This window comes from Auritidibacter ignavus, assembly GCF_003703835.1.
Lineage (GTDB): Bacteria > Actinomycetota > Actinomycetes > Actinomycetales > Micrococcaceae > Auritidibacter > Auritidibacter ignavus.
Map to the genome: position 1 here is coordinate 21,561 of NZ_RDQR01000004.1, position 24,735 is coordinate 46,295.

Genomic DNA, 24,735 nt, shown 5'->3' on the forward strand with positions numbered 1-24,735 from the left:
GCGGTCCGGGCGCTACCCGCAGGAAATGACGACGGGCGAGGTTGTCAGCACTCTCGACACCGCGGATTACTGGGCTCGTCGAGAGCGACGGGAGGACTCCTGTTGCTGGGTTATTTCCTGCAGGAGCTGGTCGAACTGTCGGGCCGTTCTCGCTGCGGTCTCACCCGGCCAGAGATGAATCGGCCATGCTGCGCCCTGGATCTGTTGCCAGTTGGAGATTTCGGGAATGCTCAGTGGCAATAAGCGGTCACCGTACATCCGCTCCATTTCGGTAAGCCGGTACTTGTGCTCGGTTGAGGCAGTGCGCACACGATTTGCCAGCACACGAATACTCTTAATAGAGGGGGCAAACTCGCGGCGGAACTGATCCAAAGCTCGCAAGGTACGTTCAGTACCCGCTACGGAAAACAGCGACGGTTCAGCGACCAGGACCACATCGGTGGAAGCAGCCCAGGCAATCCTGGTCACTCCGTTCAATGCCGGCGGGCAGTCGATCAGCACCAGATCATAACCGCGCACCCGATCGAGGGCCACAGCCAGACGGTTCACATCGCGAGAACGAGTCGAGATACGCTCGAATATGGAGGTCGTGGACGACCCACGGACCACATCCAACCGGCTACCGTTGATGGGCGAGGAAGGTTCGGCCTCAGACTCAGTCCAACCGGCCGGTTCGGCATTGGTGTTCAGATCGGCTTTCTTCGGCTTACGCAATAACGTCCCGATATCCTGGGTGTTCAAGCCCTGCTTCATTCCCAACCCGGTGGTGGCATCGGCGTGTGGGTCGAGGTCGATCACCAGCGTCGACATGCCGGCGGTTCGAGCTGCTGACGCCAGCCCGAGGGTGACCGAGGTTTTACCGACTCCACCCTTGAGGCTCGAGATGGAAATGACCTGCACCGTTAGGGATCCTCACGTAGACGTTACGAAACAACACCATAGTCTAGCGTGCTTACCACCATGATGATGAACAGTTTTCACAGCGGGCCATGGACAAAAAGATACGCCACCAGCTGTTATCGCTGGTCATGAACGCCTCATACGAGAGATTGATCAGGCGAGTCGCTAAACTATGGGAGAACCCACCGTCTCGTGCCCTGCCGGGTTTGAGCCGGTGACGAATCAACCACGCTAGCTTGGGTGAGCCGTGGTGCGACCCGGGCGTGGAAACGGCGCAACCTTGGAGGTCTCGTGGCGAGTAAAGACTCAGTCCAGCCGAACCGACCGGCACAGTCCGATCAGCCGACCGGTTTTTCGAAAGTACTGGTGGCTAACCGCGGAGAAATCGCGGTGCGTGCCTTTCGTGCCTGCTATGAGCTGGGGGCAAAGACGGTCGGGGTTTTCCCGTATGAAGACCGCAACTCCATTCACCGGCAGAAAGCCGATGAAGCCTACCTCATTGGTGAAGAGGGACACCCGGTTCGCGCCTATCTGGATGTGGACGAGATCATTCGCGTGGCCCAGCAAGCTGACGCCGAAGCGATCTATCCCGGATATGGTTTCCTCTCCGAGAACCCGGAACTGGCACGCAAGACTGCCGAAGCTGGTTTGACCTTTGTGGGTCCGCCGGCCGATGTTCTGGAAGTCACCGGTAATAAGGTGGCCTCACTCCGGGCTGCCCGTCAGGCTGGTATCCCGACGTTGCAGTCGACTGATCCGACCGATGACGCCGAGGCCTTGATTGCTCAGGCTGACGACATTGGCTACCCGCTGTTCGTCAAGGCAGTTGCTGGCGGTGGCGGTCGGGGGATGCGCCGTGTCGAGCATGCCAAAGATCTTCCTGATGCGCTGTCGGCGGCGATGCGGGAGGCCGACACTGCTTTCGGAGATCCCACCGTGTTCCTTGAGCAGGCCGTGGTGCGTCCTCGTCACATCGAGGTCCAGGTGCTGGCCGATTCCCAGGGCAATGTGGTCCATATTTTTGAACGTGACTGCTCCATGCAACGTCGCCACCAGAAAGTAGTGGAGATGGCGCCGGCCCCGAACCTGGATGACTCCATCCGGCAGGCGCTCTACCGGGACGCGGTGAAATTCGCAAAGTCCATGAACTACGTCAACGCCGGTACCGTGGAATTCCTGGTTGATACCGCCGGTGAGCGTGCCGGCGAGCACTTCTTCATTGAGATGAACCCCCGCATTCAAGTCGAGCACACCGTGACCGAAGAGGTCACCGATATCGATCTGGTGTCCTCGCAGTTACGCATCGCCACCGGTGAGTCCCTGGAGGATCTCGGCATCACCCAGGAGAACCTGCGTTTGCGCGGTGCGGCCATCCAATGCCGTATCACCACCGAAGACCCGGCCAATGACTTTCGCCCGGACACGGGAACCGTGTCGGCTTACCGTTCTGCGGGGGGTTCAGGTATTCGCCTCGACGGTGGCACCATCTACACCGGTGCCGAGATTTCCCCGCACTTTGACTCCATGCTGGTCAAGCTCACCGGTCGCGGTCGCGATTTCGCCGCCGCCCGTCGCCGTGTACGCCGGGCCTTGGCTGAATTCCGAATTCGTGGGGTGGCCACCAATATCCCGTTCTTGCTTAACGTGCTGGATGACCCTCAGTTCATCGCCGGTGATGTTGCCACGGACTTCATTGACCAGCACCCCGAGCTGACCCAGATTAATCGTTCCAAGAACCGTGGTTCCCGGGCCTTACAGTATTTGGCCGATGTTACCGTCAATCAGCCACATGGCCCTCGTGTCGAAGGCATTGACCCTCGCGATAAGTTGCCCAGCTTCCCCGGGGATAAGCGTGAGGAGCCGGAGCGTTCTCCCTTTGACGGTGTCTCCCATAAGGTCGAACCACCTGCTGGCTGGCGGAAGGTCTTGCTACACAAGGGCCCCGAAGGTTTTGCCACAGCCCTGCGTGAGCACCAGGGGCTAGCCGTGACCGACACCACGTTCCGTGATGCCCATCAGTCGCTTTTGGCCACCCGTATCCGTACTCGCGACCTGCTGGCCGCAGCCCCTGCGGTCTCGCACCGTCTGTCGCAACTGTTCTCGGCTGAAATCTGGGGCGGGGCCACCTACGACGTGGCGCTGCGCTTCTTGGCTGAGGACCCCTGGGACCGATTGGCTCGTTTGCGTGAAGCCATGCCGAATATCCCGCTACAGATGCTGTTGCGTGGACGCAATACCGTAGGGTACACGCCGTACCCGCAAGAAGTGACCGAAGCCTTCGTGGCTGAGGCTGCTGAAACCGGGATCGATATTTTTCGGATCTTCGATGCGCTGAATGACGTCGAACAGATCATCCCCGCCATCACCGCGGTCCGGGAGCGCACCAGTGCGGTCGCAGAAGCGGCCCTGTGCTATACGGGTAACCTGCTGGACCCAGATGAGAAGCTGTACACGCTGGACTACTACCTCAATCTGGCCGAACGCATGGTGGACGCCGGTGCACACGTGCTCGGTATTAAAGACATGGCCGGATTGTTGCGTCCGGAGGCCGCCCGCCGGTTGGTCACCGAGCTACGTAGCCGGTTCGATGTACCGGTACACCTGCACACCCACGACACTGCCGGTGGTCAGCTGGCTACCCTGTTGGCTGCCTCCGAAGCTGGAGTGGATGCCGTGGATGTGGCGGTCGCGTCCATGTCGGGTACCACGTCGCAGGTGTCGATGTCGGCATTGGTGGCCGCCACCAATTTCACCGACCGCGAGACCGGTCTGGGTTTGGACGACGTTGCCAGTCTGGAACCCTACTGGGAGACCGTGCGTAGTATCTACGCGCCGTTCGAATCCGGCATCCCGGCATCGACCGGTCGTGTGTACCAGCATGAGGTCCCCGGCGGACAACTGTCCAACCTGCGTCAGCAGGCCATTTCGCTAGGTCTAGCCGATCGTTTCGAACAGATCGAGGATATGTATGGTGCCGCCAATAAGATCCTGGGCAACTTAGTGAAGGTCACCCCGTCCTCGAAGGTCGTTGGCGACCTGGCCCTGGCTCTGGTTTCGGCACAGGCCGACCCGGCCGATTTCGAAGAAAACCCGCAGAACTACGACATTCCTTCCTCGGTTATCGACTTCCTCTCCGGTCAGTTGGGCGATCCTCCCGGAGGATGGCCTGAGCCCTTCCGTGCTAAGGCCCTGCAGGGTCGGGAGACTTCCCCGCAACAGGATGAGACGGTCTCGGCCGAGGACTCCGCGGCGCTCAAGCGATCCGGTCGGGAACGTCAAGAAACGCTGAACCGGTTGCTGTTTCCCGGGCCCACCCGCGAGTATGAGGAGCATACTCGTCGTTACGGTGACACCTCTGTATTGCATACCCGCGACTTCCTCTACGGTATGACCAAGGGCATGGAACACGTGATTTCGTTGGGCACCGGTGTGCGTTTGCTGGCCACCCTGCAGTCGATCTCTGAGCCTGACGAAAAGGGTATGCGCACCGTGATGGTTACTCTCAACGGCCAGGCCCGCCAGCTTGAGGTCCGCGACAATTCCGTGGAGTCCACCGTCCGATCGGCCGAAAAGGCAGACCGCGACCAACCCGGACACATCGCTGCCCCGTTCGCCGGTGCGGTGACCGTCCAGGTCGAAGAAGGCGACACCGTTGACGCCGGTGACACTGTGGCCACCATCGAGGCGATGAAGATGGAAGCTGCGATTACCACCCAGGTGGCAGGCACCGTGAAGCGCGTGGTTCTCACCGAGCCCACCCCGGTCGACGGTGGCGATCTGGTCCTGGTCATCGACCCGGAGAACTAGGCCAGCACCGGCCAATCACCGACGAACCATACCAACGGCGCCTGTCGGCCGGTATCCCCGGGTCGGCGGGCGCCGTGATCATCTGTGCGGCTCAGGCTTAACGATGTGAAGCGCACCGAAAGGTGGTGATGTTTCAGCGGCCTCTTCACCCTGACAGGCACCCACTAGGATGGGGGTATGAGCGTTGAACATTACGATTTAGCGATTATCGGGTCTGGTTCTGGAAACTCGGTGATCACCGAGAGCTGGGATGACAAGAAGGTCGCCATGATCGATTCCGGGGTATTTGGTGGGACCTGTCTGAATAAAGGGTGTATCCCCACCAAAATGTATGTCTATCCTTCCACCGTGGCCTCCACCCCAGAACCTGCCGCGGAGGTTAACGTCGATGTCAGTTTCAATGGGGCTGACTGGTCGGGACTGCGAGACAGAGTATTCTCCCGCATTGACGCGATCTCTGACTCAGGGCGTGCCTACCGCGATGAAGAACTCGAACACACGACTCTGATTGCTGAAGAAGTCCATTTCACCGGACCACGCCAGCTCACCAGCGCATCGGGTCGGGTGATCGAAGCCGAACAGATCGTGATTGCCGCCGGGTCGCGTCCGCGGATTCCTGACGTGCCCGGTGTGGATCTGCCACAGGTCCACACCTCCGATACGGTGATGCGTCTCGAACAATTGCCTGAGCACATCCTGATCATTGGTGGGGGATATATCGCCGCCGAATTTGCCGCCATTTTTTCCGGTCTCGGTTCGACCGTGCACCAGGTCAACCGCAGTCCCCGGCTTTTACGTCACCAGGATGAGGAGATCTCGGCGGCCTTTACCCAACGAGCCCAGGAACAATGGCAGCTCACCACCGGGTATACACTCAACGGTATCCGCCAAACTGACGGGGATCAGGTGGTTGCTGATTTTACTGCAGTCAACACCGAAGAGAACTCTGCCGATCAGTCCCAGAGCGCGGATCTCAGTGTGCAAACCGATGTGGTGCTGATCGCCACCGGCCGGGTGCCGAATACCGACCGACTGAACCTGACCGCCGCCGGCATTGATACCAACGAACACCACCGCATTTCCACCGACCCGTATTTACGGGTGCTCTCCAACGGTGAGGTATTGCCCGGGGTCTGGGCGCTGGGCGATATCACCAATGACCACCAGCTCAAGCACGTGGCCAATCACGAACAGCGGGTGGTCAATCACAATATGGACCACCCGGACCAGCTTAAGCCCGCCCGGCTGGACCCGGTTCCGGCCGCAGTGTTCTCCCGGCCCCAAATAGCCAGTGCTGGACTCACCGAGGCACAGGCCCGCGCCCAATACGGCGACGATGATCTCACGATCAAGGTCCAGCAGTACGCCGATGTTGCCTATGGTTGGGCGATGGGAGATGCCTTCGGCTTCGTAAAACTCATTGCCCAACGCAGTACCGGAACCCTGTTAGGTGCCCACCTGATCGGTGAGGACTCCTCAAACCTGATTCAGCCGTTGGTTCAAGCAATGAGCCTCGGCATCGACGCCCACACGATGGCACGCGGCCAGTATTGGATTCACCCGGCTTTGGCGGAAGTTGTCGAAAACGCACTGCTGGGTTTGGAGGTCCCGGATTCCGGGCTGGTCTGACCCCAGCTTAGGAGGTTTTCGGCTTGGGCTTGGCATAGATCTCTTCGATCAGGTCCTCGTAGTCGCGGGTGACGACCTCACGTTTGATCTTCAACGACGGGGTCATCTGTCCGGACTCCACGGTGAAGTCCTCGGTGGTAATGCGGAACTCACGGATTGATTCGGCCCGAGACACGGTGTCATTGGCCTTGTCCACCAGTGTCTGGACGTGGGCAATGATGTCGGGATGCTGGGACATCTCCTTGATTGACATCTCCGGGTCCAGCTTCTGCTGACGCAACCAGTCCGGGGCGGTTTCTTCATCGATGGTAACGAGGGCGGCCACGAAGGGACGCTGATCACCAATCACGATGGCCTGAGAGACCAACACGTCGGAACGTAACACGTCTTCCAGCTGTGAGGGCGAAACGTTCTTACCACCGGCGGTGACAATCAGTTCTTTCTTCCGGCCGGTGATGGACAGGTACCCGTCCTCATCTAGCTCGCCGAGATCACCGGTGGCAAACCAGCCGTCGGTGAAGGTGCTGTCGGCCAGGTCAGGACGGTTGCGGTAGCCACGCATCACGGAGACACCCTTGGCCAGTACTTCACCGTCGTCGGCAATCTTGATGGCGTTACCCGGGATGGGGCGTCCCACACTACCGATGCGCAGTTCCGAGGGCATGCTGACGGTGATCGGAGCAGTGGTCTCGGTGAGTCCGTAGCCTTCTAGAATGGTGACCCCCACACCCCGGAAGAAGTGCCCCAATCGGGCACCGAGCGGGCCACCTCCGGAGACCGCGTGGGTCACTCGACCGCCCATGGCGTCTTTGATCTTGTTGTAGAGAAGTTTATCGAACAGAGCGTGCTTGAGCTTGAGGCCGAGGGGTACCTTGCCATCTTGTAGAGCGGTCGAATAATCCACCGCGGTCTGGGCGCCGGCTTCGAAGATCTTGCCACGGCCGGAGTCATCGGCCTTCATTTTCGCAGCGTTGTAGACCTTCTCAAATACCCGGGGCACGGCCAACAGGAAGTCTGGTTTGAAACTCTGCAAATCTGGGACCAGCTGTTTGATATTGGCGGTGTGTCCCACCCGGGCGCCCCCGGCTACAGCGATTACCGCGATAAAACGGGCGAAGACGTGAGCTAGGGGGATAAATAGCACCGTGGAGTGTCCCGGACGCACCACGTCGCCCAGTTCTGTGGACAGGACTTGCTGGGAGAGTTCGGAGAAGTTGCCGTGCGTGAGTTCACACCCCTTCGGTTTGCCGGTGGTGCCCGAAGTGTAAATTACCGTCGCTAGGTCTTCCAGTGTGGCAATAGTGCGACGCCGTTCCATTTCCTCGGCGTCGGGGCCTTCTTGGCTGTGAGCACGCAGTTCGTCGAGGTTTTCGTCGAAGAGCCAGATGCCCACTAGAGGGTCGAGATTTTCTTGGCGCACTGCTCGCTCGACGACCTGCTGGTGAGTGGGGTTTTCTGCCAGCACAGCTTTAATACCGGAGTCTTCCAGAATCCAGGCCACCTGCGACGGCGATGAGGTTTCGTAAATCGGGACAGTCACCGCTCCGGCGTACCAGATGGCGAAATCGGCCAGCGTCCATTCGTAGCGGGTGGCGGACATGATGCCCACTCGGTCACCAGGTGCAATGCCGATGCCGGCCAGAGCCCGAGCGAGTTCTTTCACCTCGGCCTGGAAGGTCGCAGAGGAAATGTCGGTCCATTCGCCAGGAGAAGTTTGCCGAGCAAAAAGAGCGCGGTTGCGATCCGCTACCACTTGGTGCTCGAGCAAATCGGTGATATTTTCCGTCCGATCAACGGTCCTGGCTGATTCGGTGACGATTTCTTTCATAAAAATCCTCCTGGCGCTGTCCAAAATGTGGCTAGAGAGATGTGTATCAACTCACAATATTAGTCCGTATGGCCAGGATTTACGAAAGACGGGTAACCTCTTAGCACGGAGCGGATTCCGCCTACACTGCAAGTCAGGGAGCCAAAAACAAGCCGGTAACTTAAACCCTGGCCCCACTCCCATAGTCATCATCACTGTCTCGGCGACTATATCGATCTCGCGGTAACAGATAAAATAAACTGACCGCGGCCCCGAACCAGGCGAACCACAGTCCTGTCGTGAACCACCACGATAGCTGCACGCCGGGTAGTACCCAGAGCACGAAAAAGATCAGGGGGATACCGATGACGGTGACCCAGGACAGCACAGCACGGGGAGAACCAGAAAAAATCGGCCGGGGTGTCGCCGGGACGAAATCGTCATCGGGTTCCTCGGCCAGAGTGTAATCCCTTGGTCCGCGGGGCGTTGTTGTGGTGGAGGTTTCGCCGTGTTGGTGAGCTGTCCTGTCGACGGGAGCCGGCGCTGTGGCCTGCGTGTCGCTCCCACCGAGCTCTAAGACGATGTCCCGCCACCGTTGCTCCTCGCTGTGTGGCTCATCAGGTGAACGATCAGGCATCTGCTCTCCCGGCTCTGGTCAGACTGAATTCGTGTAATAGCGTTGCGCGACTGTGTTGGTGTATCAGCGTAGCATCGGCGTCCAGTGTCGCCACGTGACGAGAATGGGGTAGTGGAACGATCTCCAAAAGCTCTGTTGCCATGTGCCGACGCAAGGTCGACAGGGACCGATCTGAGACCAGCTGATCTTCGGTAGAACGGTAGACGGTCACCGGGGTGGAAATCTTTGAGAGCTCGCCACGTATGGTGCGCATCAAACGGGCGAGTTGCTCGACCGCAGCCAGCGGGGTCCGCGGATAGGCATGTTCTGACAGCGGTGTCTCGGTGTCAGAAGACAGCGCGTATGGATCGGCTATATCGTCAGCGATGGATCCAATGTTGGGTACCAGAGGGGCCAGCAACGGCGTGAACCATGCGGCGATGCTGGTCCATCTGTGAAGTTCAAGCGCGGGATTGACCAGAAATACTCGGTCAATTTCAGGCAGATGCGCGGCCGCATCTAGAGCCAGGAGGCCTCCCATGGATAGTCCGCCCACCACTAGCCGGGTGGTGTGTCCGGCATGGCGTTGCTGGCCCTGGCGGTCGAGAACCGCTAAGACGGTGGTTGCCGCTGCGGCACGAATCTCGTCGGCGCTGGTGCGGGCAAGATCTTGCCACTGCGTCCCGTGTCCGGGAAGTAAGGGAGCGACCACGTTGACGCCATGTTCGGCCAAGTCATAAGCCCACGGAGCGATGGAGGCCGGGCCAGACGTAAAACCGTGGAAAATTACCGCCGTCATCGAGACACCGGTGCTCGTTTCGGCCAGCATCCCTGAAGGACGGCCCACCAGGTCCAGGGGCTGTTGCTGCGGGTTACTCGTCACGGTTGTTCTCCTTCTCCCCGGGGTCTTCTCGGGAGGTTTGTCTTTTAGATTCATGCACCTGACAACCGGTCCTCAACTTCGTAGACTCATTCTATGAGTTTTGACGCCACAGCAGGAGTGCAACCGTTCGGAACCACCTTCTCTGAAGGTGCCGCACAGTATCCAGGATTGGACGACTATCAGGCCAAGCCCATCAAACAGGCTCCTGAGTGGTATGACCCTGAGCTCGCACAGCACGTGATTGATGAACTATCCGTGGTGCCTCCGCTCGTTTTCGCCGGCGAGGTTGACGTATTGCGCTCGCGGTTGGCCACCGCCGCAGCCGGAGACGCCTTCGTGCTCCAAGGCGGTGACTGCGCCGAAACCTTTGCCGGAGCCACCGCGAATAAAATTTCCGATCGCGTCAAAACCCTACTGCAGATGGCGGTGGTGCTGACTTACGGCGCGTCCATGCCAGTGGTGAAAATGGGCCGGATGGCAGGCCAGTTCGCTAAGCCCCGTTCCTCGGACACCGAAACCCGTGATGGAGTGACCTTGCCCAGTTTCCGCGGCGAGATCGTCAACGGCTTCGAATTCACCGAAGAAGCCCGCCGCCATGATCCGGAACGGATGCTCAAGGCCTACCACACCTCGGCATCGACCCTGAACCTTATTCGTGCTTTCACCCAGGGAGGTTTTGCCGACCTACGGGCTGTGCACGCCTGGAATAAAGGTTTTATGTCCAACCCGGCCTACGCTCGCTACGACGAACTCGCCGGAGAAATCGACCGTGCCGTGCGGTTCATGGCCGCAGCCGGGGCGGATTTCACGGCGCTACGCACCACCGAATTCTTCGCTGCCCATGAAGCGTTGTTGCTGGATTACGAACGTGCCCTGACCAGGTTGGACTCACGTACTGGTCTGCCCTACGCCACCTCCGGACACTTCCTGTGGGTCGGGGAGCGCACCCGCGACATTGACGGGGCTCACGTGGAGTTCCTGTCCAAGGTGCGCAACCCGATTGGGGTCAAGCTAGGCCCGAACACCACACCTGAGGACGCACTACAGCTACTTGATAAGCTCGACCCAGAGCGCGAGCCGGGACGCATCACCTTCATCTCCCGGATGGGCGCATCCAAGATTCGGGAGAACCTCCCGCCGTTGGTCGAAGCCGTTCGTGACTCGGGAGCCACCCCGCTGTGGGTGACCGACCCGATGCACGGCAACACGGTGACCGCAGCCAATGGATACAAGACCCGTCGCTTTGACGATGTTGTCGATGAGTTGCGGGGCTTCTTCGAAGTCCACCACGCCTTAGGCACCCACCCCGGCGGTATGCACGTGGAAATGACCGGTGACGATGTCGCCGAATGCTTGGGCGGTGCCGGCGCGATTGACGAATCGGCCTTCGCTGATCGATATGAGACCCTGTGTGACCCGCGCCTGAACCATCAGCAGTCGCTGGAATTAGCGTTTTTAGTTTCCGAGGCTCTGTCCCACCCGCGAAACGACGCACGCCACTAAGTCACCATCAATCAGTTATCGCCCTCGGAAACCGTCGAGAACTTGCACCAGGTTTCCGGGGGTATGCTGTCCATCTCGGCCCGTACGGGAACCTCGGCCTGTGCTGAAAGGGCAGGAATACCAAGATTAGTGCTGAGGAATAAATGTCCGGCCAGCATCCAGCCGACGAGTAAAGCAACGGCTGCGAGCATCACGATCACAATGCTGATCATCAGCCCGCGCAGTGGTTCGGGCTGAGACAGTCGGTGTGTGGGTGTCAGTGCCCGTCCTTTGAGCCGGGGTTGCCGTGGCGTGGCCATGGAGGACGATTGGGGTGCGGAAGCCGAGGGGGTCGTCTCTGGCGGTCGAGGAGTGGCTTGGGCGTAAATAGTGGTGCGGTCTGCTGGAGGCATTACCTCCGGAGAATCAGCAACCCACCGTTGCGTGGTGGCACTTGGATGCTGTGGTTGCTGTGTTGCATCGTCGTCGTGTGCTGAAACCGGTGCTGAGGTTACCGGAACCGTTGCGTCGGTTTCGGGGGCCACCACAGCGGTAGCGTCATCCTCCGGGCTCATCCTGGTGGGATGAGCTGGTGTCGGTTGCTGTTGTGAAGGCGGGCTTGTCGGTGGGGTGGGCAGGACAATTCCAGCCGAGTCTTGCACCACCTGTCGGGGACTCAACGCGGGATGACCCAGAGCGTCTAGCGACTGTTGGGCGGCATCGAGCATGGTGAGCATTTCTAGGGCATCGTGGGGTCGGTCTTCCGGGGTTGGCTCCGTACATGCCAACACGAAGTCGACGAGCAATTCGGGTAACTCCGGGACCAGATTGGCGGGCGATGGCACTCGCGCATTGACGTGCTGGAACGCTACCTGTACGGCGGTATCGCCGACGAAAGGCTGACGCCCGGTCAGTAGCTCGTAGGCAACGATACCGGTGGCATAAACATCGGAACGCTGGTCGGCTTTCTTCCCCGAAACTAGTTCGGGCGAAATATAGGCCACCGTACCCATCAACGTGGCCCCGGTGCCGGTGTGTTGTGTGGCGGCGCGCGCCAGGCCAAAGTCTGCCACCTTGATGCGACCATCTTCAGGACACACCAAAACGTTCTCTGGCTTAATATCGCGGTGAATCAGTCCCGCTTGATGCGCAGCGGCAATACCGCGGACCATCGCGGTGAGGTATGTCATCGCGGTATCCGGTTTCAGCGCGCCCTGACGGGTCGCTACGGTACGCAGGGTAAAACCACTGACATACTCCATGGCCAAGTAGACCACAGTTCCTGTGGGAGTGTGCCCCTCGCCTTGGTCATAGACGTTGACGACGTTGGGGTGGGAAAGTTTCGCAGCTGTCTTGGCTTCTTGTTCGAATCGAGCCACTAACGCACGGTCTTCGGCTAGGTGCGGATACAGGACTTTCAGCGCAACTTCGCGATCGAGGCGGGTGTCGAGGGCCCGGTAGACCGTCGACATCCCGCCACGAGCTAGTCGATCGAGAATCCGGTACCGGTCGTCGACCAGTACCCCGATCAGAGTGTCTTGAGCTGAGGACGTCACCCCACCAGGATAATGGCTGAGTCTTAATGGTTGATGAGACAGCGCCGAGCGGGGTGGCTTTCAGCCGGTTTAGAACCGTTGCATGTAACCGCGGACCTTCTTCACATAGTCCTTGGTGTCGGGGTACATACCGTTCTTCCGCACCCCGGCCTGTCCCTGATAGTAGGAGGCAATGCCAAAGTCCAGGGAACTGGAAGTCCGTTGCAAGTGGCGGATGATGGCGATCCCCGCAGTGATATTGTCCTGAGGATTTAATAAGTTCAGTTTCCGACCAACCATCTGGGATGCCCATTCACCGGAGGACGGAATCACCTGCATCACACCAATAGCGTTGGCCGGGGAGACCGCGGTGGCATCGAAACTCGACTCTGCCATGGCGTGAGCCAACGCGAGTTTCGGATCGACGCCCATGCGGATGGCGGTGTCACGCACCATCGCTTGCACCTCCGCCCGGGAAGGGGTTGGAGCATTGAGTAGAGCCTGCTTATTCGCATTCGCATTCGCTACCACGTGATCCGGGTAGGTGTAGTGCAAGAACGTATTACCCACCAACTGCTTCGGCTGGCCGGAGCCCGAGTTGGTGGACCCGCTTGCGGTTCCGACGGATCCGGTGGTTGCTTTTGATGACCCGGAGAGCTTGAGTTGCTGACCCGGATAGATGGGGGAGCTGACTTTTAGTCTGTTGGCGTTGAGCAGTGTCGAGAGTGAGACTCCGTGGCGGGCGGCGATGCCGGAGAGGGTGTCTCCTCGTTTGACGGTATAGGTCGAGGACTTCGATGAGCCTGCGTTGCCGGAGGTGGTTTTTGTGTTGGTTGCTGGACGTGAGGGTTTCTTTGAGCCGGTGTTGGTGCCAGAGAGCTTGATCTTCTGTCCCGGGTAAATGATCGAGCTGGTCTTCAGTCCGTTGGCGTTGAGCAGTGTCGAGAGTGAGACTCCGTGGCGGGCGGCGATCCCGGAGAGGGTGTCTCCTCGTTTGACGGTATAGGTCGAGGACTGTGATGAGCCTGCGTTGCCGGAGGTGGTTTTTGTGTTGGTTGCTGGACGTGAGGGTTTCTTTGAGCCGGTGCTGGTGCCAGAGAGCTTGATCTTCTGTCCCGGGTAAATGATCGAGCTGGTCTTCAGTCCGTTGGCGTTGAGCAGTGTCGAGAGTGAGACTCCGTGGCGGGCGGCGATGCCGGAGAGGGTGTCTCCTCGTTTGACGGTATAGGTCGAGGACTGTGATGAGCCTGCGTTGCCGGAGGTGGTTTTTGTGTTCGTTGCTGGACGTGAGGGGGTCTTTGAGCCGGTGCTGGTGCCGGAGAGCTTGATTTTCTGTCCCGGGTAGATCACAGAACGCGTGCTCAGGTCCGGGTTCCAGCGTAGCAGCTGAGACAACGAAACGTTGTTCCGGGCGGCAATGTGAGAAAGAGTGTCACCAGGTTTCACGGTGTAAATCTTTTCAGACTGACGCCCGGCCGGGATTTTAGCTGAACTCAGAGAGGCCGGGAGCTCGGTCACAGTGCCTCGGGAAGCGCTGACCCGCTTGGTGATGATCTGCTGTGCGGAGGCAATATTGGCTGGCGACGCGGTCTTTGGTTCGAATTGGACCGCGGGAACGTCAGCATGTGCTGCGGCCACGGACCCCAGAGTGACCAGGGGCAACGTGGTCCCTGCGATGGCGGTCGTATAGAGCCGGGAGGCACCGGATGCGCGCTGAGACATAGATATATCCTCTTGCGTCAGGCACCTGTAGCCAGGGGAAGTTCTCCCGAGATCAATGTGACAGGAGTAGCAACAAGGTGTTGTTGATGAAAATGTTACCTATGTAAAGTTACAACACTGATGGGGCTAATGTGAAGTGAGGGAGACACTTTTTTAGCGACACGCCGTGCAATGTTCGCGAAATCCGGAGAATGCGTGATTCCCGGGTGACATGGGGCATTGTGAATTGATGGTTATCCGATAGTTTTAAGGCATGACTCAAGAAGCAGAAACATCAGATCTCGATCACCTGGTCGGGGAATGGTTAACCCTGCCAGAGGTCGCAGAGCGTTTGGGCGTGGTGGTCACCAAGGTTCACAACATGATTCGTGACCGCCGTCTGATCGCTCTGCGTCGCGGAGAGAATAACGTGCGGAGCGTGCCGGCGCAGTTCTTCGACGACCGAGGTTTATTAGGCTCGCTCAAAGGGACCATTATCGTGCTGTCGGATTCAGGGTTTGATGACGAAGGCATCGTGCGCTGGTTGTTTACCGAGGACGAGTCGCTTCCGGGTCGTCCTATTGATGCGTTGCGCGCTGGTCAGAAGGCTGAAATCCGGCGTCGCGCACAGGCGTTGGCCTGGTAACTGGCTCACAGGACAGTAACGCTGACAGGTCAGCTCTTGCGGTGCAGGAGCCGTTGGGTCAGATCGATGATCTCGGATCGGGTGCGATCATCGAGGTTGAGATTATTCAGGTTGGTTAGCGCTTCCGAACCGAGCTGTGAGACCTCCGTTGTCACACGTTGCAGGGCACCTGAGTCTTTGAGAAGATCTTGAATCTCAGCCACCGAGACATCATTGAGGTCCTCGGTCCCTAAAGCTGAGGTCAACGTTTCTCGGCCGGCGGCGTCCAGGGATAACAGCGCGTGAGCGACCAACTCGGTCCGCTTGCCTTCCCGAAGATCATCTCCCGCGGGTTTTCCGGTCAGTTCGGGATCGCCAAAGACGCCGAGAATATCGTCCTGAAGCTGGAAGGCAATGCCAAGGGGGGTGGAAAAACGTCGTAGTTTTTTCAGGGTATTTTCATCGGCCCCAGCGAGAATAGCACCGATTTCAAACGGCCACACGGTGGTGTAGTGGGCTGATTTATGGCGTAGCACAGTGCGAGCCCTTTGCAACATTGCTTCAGCAGAAATAGCGGATACATCTACTTCCGAGACGAGATCCAGATACTGCCCGGTCATCACTTCGAAGCGCATCATTTGAAATGCCGAGGTGGCGGTTGCTGCATACGGGGTGGCATCCGCCACGGCGCTAAAGCACTCTTCACTGGCCGACAGGGCCAGATCTCCGGCCAGAACCGCGGCGGCTACGCCAAAGTGAGAGCCATCCTGAGTCCAACCTTTGATGCTGTGCAAGGCCTCAAAGGATTTATGGACCGAGGGGCCACCGCGACGGGTATCGGAGCGGTCCACAATGTCATCGTGAATCAGGGCAGCAGCCTGAAAAAGTTCCAATGCTGCCGCTGCTTCAACGATGCGGTGATCTGTTGCTGAGCCCCCAGCAGCTCGCCAGCCATACCAAGCGAGCAAACCGCGAACGCGTTTACCGCCGGAGCACAAACGGGAGATTTCATCGACCAGGTCAACCGCTTGTTCGGACATCTGCTCAGCCCGGTCACGGTACTGCTGAAGAAACGTGTCCAGATAGGAGGCAAGCTTGGTACGAAACTGTTCGGCAGTTCTGCCGGCGGATGAGGATGCTTGGGACGACACGATACTCCTACCTTGATGCCAACGTGGTCGGCGGCGCTCTGCTCCCACGCTACCTGCCATGTGACTACAGTGGAGACATGGGCGCGCAGACAGACAGGAATCAACAGCAAGACCCCAGCTGGGATTCCACCATTTTGCATATTGATATGGACGCGTTCTTTTTGTCAGTGGAGTTATTGCAACGCCCCGAATTGGCAGGCAAACCCGCTGTGGTGGCGCACCATGGCCCTCGATCGGTGGTGACCTCGGCTTCCTATGAGGCTCGTGCATATGGCATCAAATCAGCGATGCCCCTCGCACACGCTCAAGCTCTGTACCCTCAGGTGGAGGTCCTGGAACCACACCGGGAGAAGTACACGGCCATTTCGGCTCAACTAACTGAGATCTGGACCTCTTTCACCCCGTTGGTGGAACGACTCTCTATTGATGAAGCTTTCCTCGATATTTCAGGAGCGCGTAGACGCCTCGGTCCTCCGGCAGAGATCGCAGTGCAGGTCAAGGAGGCAGTGCGTGAGAGAACAGGTTTGGCAGCTACCGTCGGGGTCGCGATGAACAAATCCGTGGCCAAGATTGCGTCCACCCGGTCAAAACCCGATGGGTTAGGTGTGGTCCCGGCAATACAAACAGCCGAATACCTCGCCCCTCTGCCGGTGAATGTCATTTGGGGCGTTGGGCCGAAACTCTTCGAACGGTTCCAGAGTGCCAATATCCTCACGGTTGGTGATCTGGCAACTCAGGACCCGCAACGAATGCGTCGGTGGCTGGGGGTGGTCGGTCCCGATCTCGTCCAGTTGGCCCGTGGTATTGATCCGCGACCGGTGGTGCCACAACGCGACTCGAAATCAGTCGGCGTCGAGCATACCTTTGATCAGGACCTGGTCTCCGCTGAGCAAGTGCACCGATATCTGCTCGATCTCAGTTATGAATGCGCTCGCCGGCTACGGAGCGAAGGCGCCCAGGCTCGAGGTATTGTGGTGAAGGTCAAAGATGACCACCGCGCCACTCGCAATAAGTCCCGGGGACTGAGGCACCCCACCGCCTCGGGTGCACAGATCGTTACGGTCGCCGAGGAGCTCTTGGCTGAGCTGATGCAACAACGGTGGCACCCATTGCGCCTCCTAGGGGTGCGTGGGGAACGCCTGATCGATGCCGATTCCCTTGAGACAAGCGACGAAACCGCCACCGCACAGGAGGCTTTGTTTTCCTGGCACGTCAGTGAAGACTCACAGCCGTCTGACCGCAGAAACTCCGGGGAGTCTCTGGCTAGAACCGATGCTGTGATGGACGAAATCCACACCAAATTCCCTGATGCTGGGCTGAAACCAGCTACGTTACTTAAACATCACCGACAAGAACGAATCGGTGAAGATTCCGAGTGATCAAGGCCTCGGGAAGTATTTCTGCTTTTTTGGCGTTCTTCCAGCTATAAGACTTACTATAGGTACAAGGACAGTGGTCGAAGCGCATTTTCCGGGTTGATGTGCTGGACGAGGAGGCTATCGTGGCGTTATCAGAGCGTGAACAAGAGGTTCTTGCCCAACTTGAGCAGCAACTCAGTGACGACCCTCAGTTTGCGTCACAGATGGAGATACAAGAGGGTTCCTCCGCCCGGAAGCTCTCCACTCGAAATATCGTCTTGGGCGTGCTGATTGCCGTGGTCGGTTTGGTCGTGCTCCTTACCGGGGTGACCATTAACCAGATCTGGGTTGGTGTTCTCGGGTTCGTCATGATGGCCGGTGGTGTCTTTTTCACGACGCTGCGTGGCAAAACCGAAAAGGCCAACGCGTCAGACTCAACAGGTCAGTCCAAGAAGTCCTCGTCTAAGCAATCGTCGGGTTTCATGAGCGGTCTTGAAGAGCGTTGGGAACAGCGTCGTAACCAACAGCCCTAACCGCGTCTCAACGACGCGGCAAAAACTTCAGACAAAAGGCCGTGTCGCCTGATGTGTCCGCAGTGCGGATCACGCATCGGCGACACGGTTTTTTCATGCGCTTAACTGGTCTGCTTATAGTGCTCCACACCCCACCCCACCGCCCTCCGCATTCTCCCCTCCACCTTCCTCCACTCGGGCAGCGAGGTCTGTCTGCCCATGGGGGCAAGAGCTGACCGGGCGTTCAAGAACTCGGTGGACAAAACCTCGATGTTTGCGCTGGATCCGCATGATCACGCGCATTTGGCCGATCTCGATGGGGTTGACTGTCGTCGCCAGCAGCGGCCTTCCACCTTGCTGTTGGCAGCCGGTGGTGCTGGCGTCGACGGTTTTTTTAACGACGCTTGACGGCCTGTGCGAAGAATCCCTCCACTTTGCTCCCAAGGTCATCCCCACTGTGCTCTACCGTCCGTTTAACCGCAGAATCATGCCGATTTTGGGGAAATTTCGGTGGCTGCATCGTCCGTGCTCTCGAGAATTCTCAGCATTTTTTGAGTTGAAAACGCCCGGATTTGGTTGCGGGGGGAGCGAAGTGGGGTAAAGTGGAGGCAGGTAGAGGGCGGTGGCTCAGAGGACGCTCTGAGACACTCAACAAGGAAGAGGTGGTGGGGTCATGTTTTTGGGCACCTACACTCCTCGCCTTGATGAGAAGTCACGACTGATTCTTCCGGCGAAATTCCGGGAGGAATTGGCCAATGGGCTCGTTCTCACTCGCGGTCAAGAGCATTGCGTTTATGTGTTCTCGGCTCGGGAGTTTGAACGAGTGCATGAACAGATGCGTTCAGCGCCACTGTCATCACGCCAAGCACGCGACTACATCCGTGTCTTCCTCTCGGGTGCTTCGGACGAAGTACCGGATAAGCAGGGACGGATCACTATTCCGGTGTCACTGCGCGAATATGCCGGTCTCGACCGGGATGTCGCGGTCATCGGTGCTGGTACACGCGCTGAGATTTGGGATCTTGAGTCCTGGAACAACTACCTCGAGGAACAAGAAACTGCCTTCTCGGAAACCGATGAGGAAGTTCTTCCCGGAATCTTCTAAAACGGTCCGACCATAACTGAACAGACGAGATGGGGACATCTCGAACGTGGTGTCTTGATTCAGACCTCCAGCCGAAGGATTCGCTGGCCTGTCTTCCCCTGGGCCAGGGTATCCGGCTGGGGATCTGGATCAAGAACCGTCTAGAGGAGTAACGCGCATCGGATCAGTGAAGGAGGCGACCGTGCATCATTCCGTATCACCGGACGAAAACGCTGCACGTCGCCACACTCCTGTGATGATCGATCGCGTGGTGTCCTATCTGAATGAGGGGCTGGCGGTTGCGCGGTCTGAGAAGCGTCGCCCAGTGGTCATCGATGCCACGCTGGGTATGGGCGGGCACACTCACCGTTTGCTCTCCGATAATCCCGATCTGAGAATAATCGGCATTGACCGTGACACTCAGGCTCTGCAGATGGCACAACAACGGCTTGGGGAGTTTTCCGACCGGCTGGTGAGTTTTCACGGCACCTACGATGAAATCTCTGCTGCGATCCAGGCCGCCGAGACGCAACTGCAGACCCGGTTGGACGGCGTTGACGGAATCCTGTTTGATCTAGGTGTCTCGTCCTATCAGCTCGATGAACCATCCCGTGGCTTTGCCTACTCCTATGACGCTCCGCTGGATATGCGCATGGACCCCACCGATCAGCTCACCGCCGCCGACGTGGTTAACACGTACTCGGAAGCCGACCTGGAACGAGTGTTGCGCAACTACGGCGATGAAAAATTCGCCCGACGAATTGCCACAGAGATCGTCAAAACGCGACGACAGCGCCCGTATCGTGGCAGTCAAGAACTAGTTGAGACGATTATCCGCGCTATCCCAGCTGCCGCGGCGCACCGAGGCAGTCATCCGGCCAAACGAACCTTCCAAGCCCTACGCGTGGAAGTCAATCACGAACTCGAGGTCCTCACCCGCGCTATACCCGCTGCCATGGCGGTCCTGACGATCGGCGCACGCATGGTGGTCATGAGCTACCAATCCCTAGAGGACAAAATCGTCAAAAAAGCTATTCAACACCAGGCGCAATCACTGACTCCTGCTGGGTTCCCCGTGGAAGTCGAAGAGTACGCGCCGGTGGTGAAAATTCTCAGCAAAGGGACGGAAAAACCCACACCGACTGAGATCGAGCAGAATCCCCGGGCTGCAGCCGCCCGCGTCCGGGTCATTGAAAAAATTAGACCCACCAGGAGTAACGGATGAGCGCTTCCCCCCAGAGCATCCGCCAGACAGCCTCGTCGGTAACGGCCGATAAGCTTCCTGTGGTCAACGGTTCGAGTGCCGTCAAGGCCCCACTACCGACGACCCAGCCAAAACACGAGACAGCCACGCGACGTCGTCCCCACCTTGCTGTGGTCACGGCTCCGTTGCGAGCCACTCCCATGGGGACAGTCATCTTTTCCGTTGCTGTGCTACTGGCGGCATTGATTGTCGTGTTGGTCATCAATATTTCGGTCTCCAATAAACAGTACGAGCTGTTGGATTTGAACTCTCAGACCTCGGAGTTACGCGAAAAGAATGAGGACCTCGAACAGCAAGTCGCTCATCTGGCAGCTCCTCAGAATCTGGCACAGAAGGCCGTCGACATGGGAATGGTGTTGCCAGGAGCCTCCGCCTCCATCAATCTCGACAGCGGGAAAATCTCGGGTACCACCGAAGCGGCGTCTGACGACAACGTCCCGACGGAGTTCGTGGGATCACCTACGGTTGCGGCCTCGGAAGGACGCCAGGTCGAGGTCGCGGAATCCCAACGCCAAGCACGCGAAGAGCCGGTGGCTGTGGATGCCAAACCGGTCCCGAAAACTCTCGAGATTGACCGCAAGGTGGACGGCCCTGAGATTGGTCGTCCCTCCGACACGAGCCAAAGGTCCGAGTCATCGGCCAACGGTGATGCAGAATTGGATGAGACGAGGATGTCGTCGCCTCAGATCAGCATCCCCTGATGCCTTCCACGAGGTGCCATGGCCAACAAGGGCCAACCAGTCACAGCAGTGATGACGAACAGGCTAGAACGTTAAAGGATGAGTGTGGCATGACATCACAACATCAGCACCCCGCGATGACCACGCGTCTGCGGATTCGGTGGATCATTGCCGTCGCTCTGGTGTTGCTAGGGGTCCTCGCCACTCGTCTGCTCTGGGTTCAGGGGGTCGATGCGGCAGGTTTTGCCGATGAAGCCATGAATGAACGGCTGCGGTCGGTTCCGTTGCCGGCCGAACGCGGTTCGATCCTGGATAAGAACGGCAACGTGCTCGCCGAATCAGTGTCCCGCTATAACTTGGTGGCCGATCAACGCTTGAACGAGGATTATCGCGTCTGGGACGAAGAAAGTCGCTCGTATCAAGAATACGACATCGATGATCGGATCGATGAACTGGCCACCATTCTGGACATGGACCCAGATGATCTGCGGGCATTAATGATGGGTGATAGCCCCTACCAAATCATCACCCGCGGGGTCACCCCCGAGGTCCGTGATGAAGCTTTGGATCTGGACATTCCCGGTCTGATTGCTGAACCTGTCGCCGAGCGTAGTTACCCCAATGGCGCCGTGGCCGGTAATATTTTGGGCTTCTTGGGCCAAGAAGGCCACGGGCTGGAGGGATTGGAACAATCCCAGGAAGCCTCTCTGGAAGGTACCCCCGGGGAGCGAACGTTTGAAATCGCCGCCAACGGGGTACGGATCCCTCATGCCACGTTTGAAGAAACCGAGCCGGTCGACGGCCAAGACCTGCGGTTGACCATTGACCAGGATGTTTCGTGGTACGCCCAGGAAGCGATCGCAGAAAAGGTCGATGAGTACAACGCCGAATGGGGCAATATTGTGGTCCAGGAAGTCAAGACCGGCAATATTCTCGCTCTCGCGGATTCCACCACGGTTGATCCTTCCGATCCATCGAAAACGGATTCACTGTTTTGGCGCCCTACCTCGGTGACTCAGGCCTATGAACCCGGCTCGACCGGAAAAGTCTCGATTTTTGCGGCCGCGCTGAACGAAGGGGGTGTCGGCCCGACTACTCCCCATACCGTGCCGAATAAGCAGGAGTTCGATCACGAGGTCATTAATGACTCGATGCCGCACGATACCTATGACATGACCACCGCCGGGATCTTCGCCCGGTCCTATAACACCGGCACGGTGCAGGTGGCCGAAACGCTGAGTAAAGAACAGCGGTACGACTACATGAAAAAATTCGGTATCGGAGATCCGATCGATCTCGGATTGCCCTATTCCTCTTCCGGGCAGTTTGCCAACTGGCAAGACTGGGACCGCCGTCAACAGTTCACCACCACGTTCGGTCAGGGCTACTCCGTGACCGCCCTGCACACTGCCCAAATCTTCCAGACCGTGGCCAACGGGGGAGTGCGCAAGAATCCGCGACTCATTGACGCCTACGTGGACCCCGACGGTACCGAGCACGCCTACGATGGCGGTGAAGACCAGCGGGTGATCAGCGAAGAAACCGCCGACGAGATGCTGAAACTCATGGAGGGCGTGGTCGAAAACGGCAGCGGTGGTGCCTCCAAGATTCCCGGTTACCGGGTTGGCGGTAAAACAGGTACCGGTCAGGTCGCCGGTGAATCGGGTGGCTATGATAGCCACGTCACCACCTACGCGATGGTGGCACCGCTGGAAGACCCCGAGTACGTGGTGTCCGTTACGGTGTATCGCCCCGAGGGGAATTGGAAATCCTGGCAGGTCACCGATACTGCAGCAGATGTAATGTCCTACGTTCTGAATAAGAACTCGGTGCCTCACTCCACAACCGATTCGCAAGCCTACGACGTATTTGTCGACGACCCACAGAAGCGCCCATGGTAGATCCTTTGACTCAACACAACCCCTCCTTCCGACCAGAGCACCAGCCTGCCTATAGCATCGACGAGGTACTTGCGGTGCTCGAGCAGGCCGGCTCCCCGGCCATTGTGGTGCCCCCGGGCCAGGACGAGTCATCCCAAACCCACAGCACGGACACCCCGGAAATTACCGGTGTGGCGTTGGATTCGCGCGACGTGCAATCCGGAGACCTCTACATTGGGGTCCCCGGCGCGAAAGTCCATGGCGCACGGTTTATCGAAACCGCAGTGGCCGCCCCCGCTGTCGCCATCCTGACCGATGCGGAAGGCTTGGAAATCCTGCGCGAATATCCCTCGGGTCAGCAACTGCCGGTCATTGTGGTCAAGCAGGTCCGCGAGGTGATCGGTGCGGTCTCGGCACTGATCTACGGCACCGTCGCCACGCCCGGGGCCCCGCAGATCTATGCGGTCACCGGCACCAACGGCAAGACGACGACGACCTACCTGCTGGAATCCGGGCTATCTGGTATGGGGTTGACCACCGGGCTAGTCGGCACGATCGAGATCCAGGTCGGTGGGGCCAACGTGCCGGCTAAATTCACCACCCCGGAAGCACCCGACCTGCACGCGTTATTAGCCAGCATGCGCGAGCGTGAGATTCAAGCCACCGCCATGGAAGTCTCTTCCCATTCGCTGTCTTATCGCCGGGTGGCTGGCGTGCAGTTCGCTGTGTCCGGATTCACCAACCTCACCCAGGATCACCTGGACCTGCACGGGAGCATGCAGGAGTACTTCCTGGCCAAAGCGCAACTGTTCACCCCCGAATATTCCCAGACCTCGGTGATCACTCTCAACGGTGGCCCACAGATCGACTACGGCTACCACATGGCCCAGCATGCGTTGGCCGCCTATGGCGACGATACATTTGGCGACCATGTGATTACCTTGGATCTCGGCCCAGCGGCCGTCTCCCACGAGATCGCTGATCCGGCGCTGACCAAAGCAGAGATTCCCGCCATCTGGCAGGTGACCGATCTGCAGCCACGCCGGCTAGGATCGGTGTTTACGTTGCAACACCGGGACGGGTTCTGTCTCGACCTCGCTGTGGGCCTACCCGGTGAATTCAATGTCGCCAACGCCGCCCTGGCCGCCGTGATGCTGTTCACCGGATATCCCACCGAACGCTGGGATGAGATCACCAACGTGTTGACTGAAACCACCCAAGACCAGCCCGGTGCCTTCCGTGCGGTGCGGGTGCCCGGGCGGATGGAAATTGTCGCCAATGCTCCTACCACCATTGTCGACTTTGCCCATAACCCTGACGGGCTCTACCAGGCCCTGGAAGCGGTCAACCAAGCACACCAGATTGCAGAGCACCCGGGCAAAACCATCCTGGTCTTCGGTGCCACCGGCGAACGCGATACCACTAAACGTGCGGTGATGGGAGACATTGCGGTGCGCGGAGCCGACATTGTCATTGTCTCCGATGACGATCCGCACTCCGAGGACCCGACTGCCATCCGCTTGGACGTAATGGCCGGGGCCCGCCAAAGCATCGAGGAACACGGGCTGGATACCGCATTGCACGAAATCGCCCCGCGCAACAAGGCCCTGGCGTACGCCGTAGAGCTGGCGGGAGAACACGACATCATCCTGGCCGCCGGTCGCGGGCACGAGACCTCCCAGGACTTTGGCACCCACTCGGTAGAGCTCGACGACCGAGTGGCCTTAGAACAGGCTCTGATGGATTACGGATATGTCACAATACGAGACGACTCGTCGCGTCGTGAGCAGGTCGAAAGCCGTAACGGATAAACTCATCTCG

At 58.6% G+C, this 24,735-nt stretch carries 19 protein-coding genes; 12 read left to right on the top strand and 7 right to left on the bottom strand.

The features are described 5' to 3' along the window. Nucleotides 1–66 precede the first annotated feature (66 nt). The gene (locus tag DYI20_RS03430; RefSeq protein WP_110100433.1) at nucleotides 67–900 is read right to left on the bottom strand and encodes a ParA family protein; all 834 of its coding nucleotides are present in this window, start codon (nucleotides 898–900) and stop codon (nucleotides 67–69) included. Nucleotides 901–1,191: 291 nt separating this feature from the next. Here DYI20_RS03430 and DYI20_RS03435 point away from each other — a divergent pair, with 291 nt between their 5' ends. Together DYI20_RS03435 and DYI20_RS03440 are read left to right on the top strand one after the other, a co-directional pair. Next, on the top strand, nucleotides 1,192–4,707 hold the full coding sequence (locus tag DYI20_RS03435; RefSeq protein ID WP_122548880.1) for a pyruvate carboxylase: 3,516 nt from the start codon (nucleotides 1,192–1,194) through the stop codon (nucleotides 4,705–4,707). 177 nt (nucleotides 4,708–4,884) lie between these two features. Continuing rightward, nucleotides 4,885–6,336, top strand: coding sequence for a mycothione reductase (locus tag DYI20_RS03440; protein WP_110100435.1), 1,452 nt, complete (start codon nucleotides 4,885–4,887; stop codon nucleotides 6,334–6,336). A gap of 7 nt (nucleotides 6,337–6,343) precedes the next feature. Here the strand turns inward: DYI20_RS03440 and DYI20_RS03445 are convergent, their stop codons facing one another. From DYI20_RS03445 to DYI20_RS03455, 3 genes are all read right to left on the bottom strand, one after another. After that, on the bottom strand, nucleotides 6,344–8,164 hold the full coding sequence (locus DYI20_RS03445) for an AMP-dependent synthetase/ligase (protein WP_110099311.1): 1,821 nt from the start codon (nucleotides 8,162–8,164) through the stop codon (nucleotides 6,344–6,346). 160 nt (nucleotides 8,165–8,324) lie between these two features. Beyond that, nucleotides 8,325–8,780, bottom strand: a complete 456-nt coding sequence (locus DYI20_RS03450; protein ID WP_110100436.1) for a UbiA prenyltransferase family protein — start codon at nucleotides 8,778–8,780, stop codon at nucleotides 8,325–8,327. Beyond that, on the bottom strand, nucleotides 8,773–9,642 hold the full coding sequence (locus tag DYI20_RS03455) for an alpha/beta hydrolase (protein ID WP_158524702.1): 870 nt from the start codon (nucleotides 9,640–9,642) through the stop codon (nucleotides 8,773–8,775). Before DYI20_RS03455 ends, DYI20_RS03450 begins: the two co-directional genes overlap by 8 nt. 93 nt (nucleotides 9,643–9,735) lie before the next feature. On the opposite strand from DYI20_RS03455, the gene DYI20_RS03460 reads away from it, so the two are divergent. Then, nucleotides 9,736–11,145 carry a class II 3-deoxy-7-phosphoheptulonate synthase gene (locus tag DYI20_RS03460; protein WP_110099314.1) on the top strand — a complete coding sequence of 470 codons (1,410 nt, stop codon included), beginning with the start codon at nucleotides 9,736–9,738 and terminating at the stop codon, nucleotides 11,143–11,145. A gap of 11 nt (nucleotides 11,146–11,156) precedes the next feature. Here DYI20_RS03460 and DYI20_RS03465 read toward each other — a convergent pair whose 3' ends face one another. Together DYI20_RS03465 and DYI20_RS03470 are read right to left on the bottom strand one after the other, a co-directional pair. Next, entirely contained in the window at nucleotides 11,157–12,680 is a 1,524-nt protein-coding gene (locus DYI20_RS03465; protein WP_233487850.1) for a protein kinase domain-containing protein, read from the bottom strand. A 69-nt stretch (nucleotides 12,681–12,749) separates the two neighbouring features. Next, nucleotides 12,750–14,381 carry a lytic transglycosylase domain-containing protein gene (locus DYI20_RS03470; RefSeq protein WP_110110334.1) on the bottom strand — a complete coding sequence of 544 codons (1,632 nt, stop codon included), beginning with the start codon at nucleotides 14,379–14,381 and terminating at the stop codon, nucleotides 12,750–12,752. Nucleotides 14,382–14,634: 253 nt separating this feature from the next. On the opposite strand from DYI20_RS03470, the gene DYI20_RS03475 reads away from it, so the two are divergent. After that, nucleotides 14,635–15,006 carry an Rv2175c family DNA-binding protein gene (locus DYI20_RS03475; RefSeq protein WP_110099316.1) on the top strand — a complete coding sequence of 124 codons (372 nt, stop codon included), beginning with the start codon at nucleotides 14,635–14,637 and terminating at the stop codon, nucleotides 15,004–15,006. Between the two features lie 29 nt (nucleotides 15,007–15,035). Here DYI20_RS03475 and DYI20_RS03480 read toward each other — a convergent pair whose 3' ends face one another. Next, complete coding sequence (locus DYI20_RS03480) at nucleotides 15,036–16,136, bottom strand: polyprenyl synthetase family protein (protein ID WP_233242844.1); 1,101 nt, start codon at nucleotides 16,134–16,136, stop codon at nucleotides 15,036–15,038. Here DYI20_RS03480 and dinB point away from each other — a divergent pair. From dinB to DYI20_RS03520, 8 genes are all read left to right on the top strand, one after another. Further along, nucleotides 16,121–17,515 (top strand): DNA polymerase IV, encoded by a 1,395-nt coding sequence (dinB, locus tag DYI20_RS03485; RefSeq protein ID WP_233242845.1) that lies wholly within the window; start codon nucleotides 16,121–16,123, stop codon nucleotides 17,513–17,515. The genes DYI20_RS03480 and dinB overlap by 16 nt on opposite strands. 122 nt (nucleotides 17,516–17,637) lie before the next feature. Beyond that, nucleotides 17,638–18,027 carry an SCO2097 family morphological protein gene (locus tag DYI20_RS03490; RefSeq protein ID WP_110099365.1) on the top strand — a complete coding sequence of 130 codons (390 nt, stop codon included), beginning with the start codon at nucleotides 17,638–17,640 and terminating at the stop codon, nucleotides 18,025–18,027. Between the two features lie 198 nt (nucleotides 18,028–18,225). Further along, a complete protein-coding gene (locus DYI20_RS03495) occupies nucleotides 18,226–18,414 on the top strand; it encodes a hypothetical protein (RefSeq protein WP_110099317.1) in 189 nt (62 codons plus the stop codon). A gap of 265 nt (nucleotides 18,415–18,679) precedes the next feature. Further along, a complete protein-coding gene (gene mraZ, locus DYI20_RS03500; protein ID WP_110099318.1) occupies nucleotides 18,680–19,111 on the top strand; it encodes a division/cell wall cluster transcriptional repressor MraZ in 432 nt (143 codons plus the stop codon). Nucleotides 19,112–19,292: 181 nt separating this feature from the next. Further along, nucleotides 19,293–20,315 (top strand): 16S rRNA (cytosine(1402)-N(4))-methyltransferase RsmH, encoded by a 1,023-nt coding sequence (gene rsmH, locus DYI20_RS03505; RefSeq protein ID WP_255410739.1) that lies wholly within the window; start codon nucleotides 19,293–19,295, stop codon nucleotides 20,313–20,315. After that, nucleotides 20,312–21,055, top strand: a complete 744-nt coding sequence (gene ftsL, locus DYI20_RS03510; protein WP_110100440.1) for a cell division protein FtsL — start codon at nucleotides 20,312–20,314, stop codon at nucleotides 21,053–21,055. The genes rsmH and ftsL overlap by 4 nt, the downstream gene beginning before the upstream one ends. Nucleotides 21,056–21,144: 89 nt before the next feature. After that, on the top strand, nucleotides 21,145–22,935 hold the full coding sequence (locus DYI20_RS03515) for a peptidoglycan D,D-transpeptidase FtsI family protein (protein WP_122548881.1): 1,791 nt from the start codon (nucleotides 21,145–21,147) through the stop codon (nucleotides 22,933–22,935). Nucleotides 22,936–22,940: 5 nt separating this feature from the next. Next, a complete protein-coding gene (locus DYI20_RS03520; protein WP_233487852.1) occupies nucleotides 22,941–24,725 on the top strand; it encodes a Mur ligase family protein in 1,785 nt (594 codons plus the stop codon). The last annotated feature ends 10 nt before the right edge of the window (nucleotides 24,726–24,735 follow it).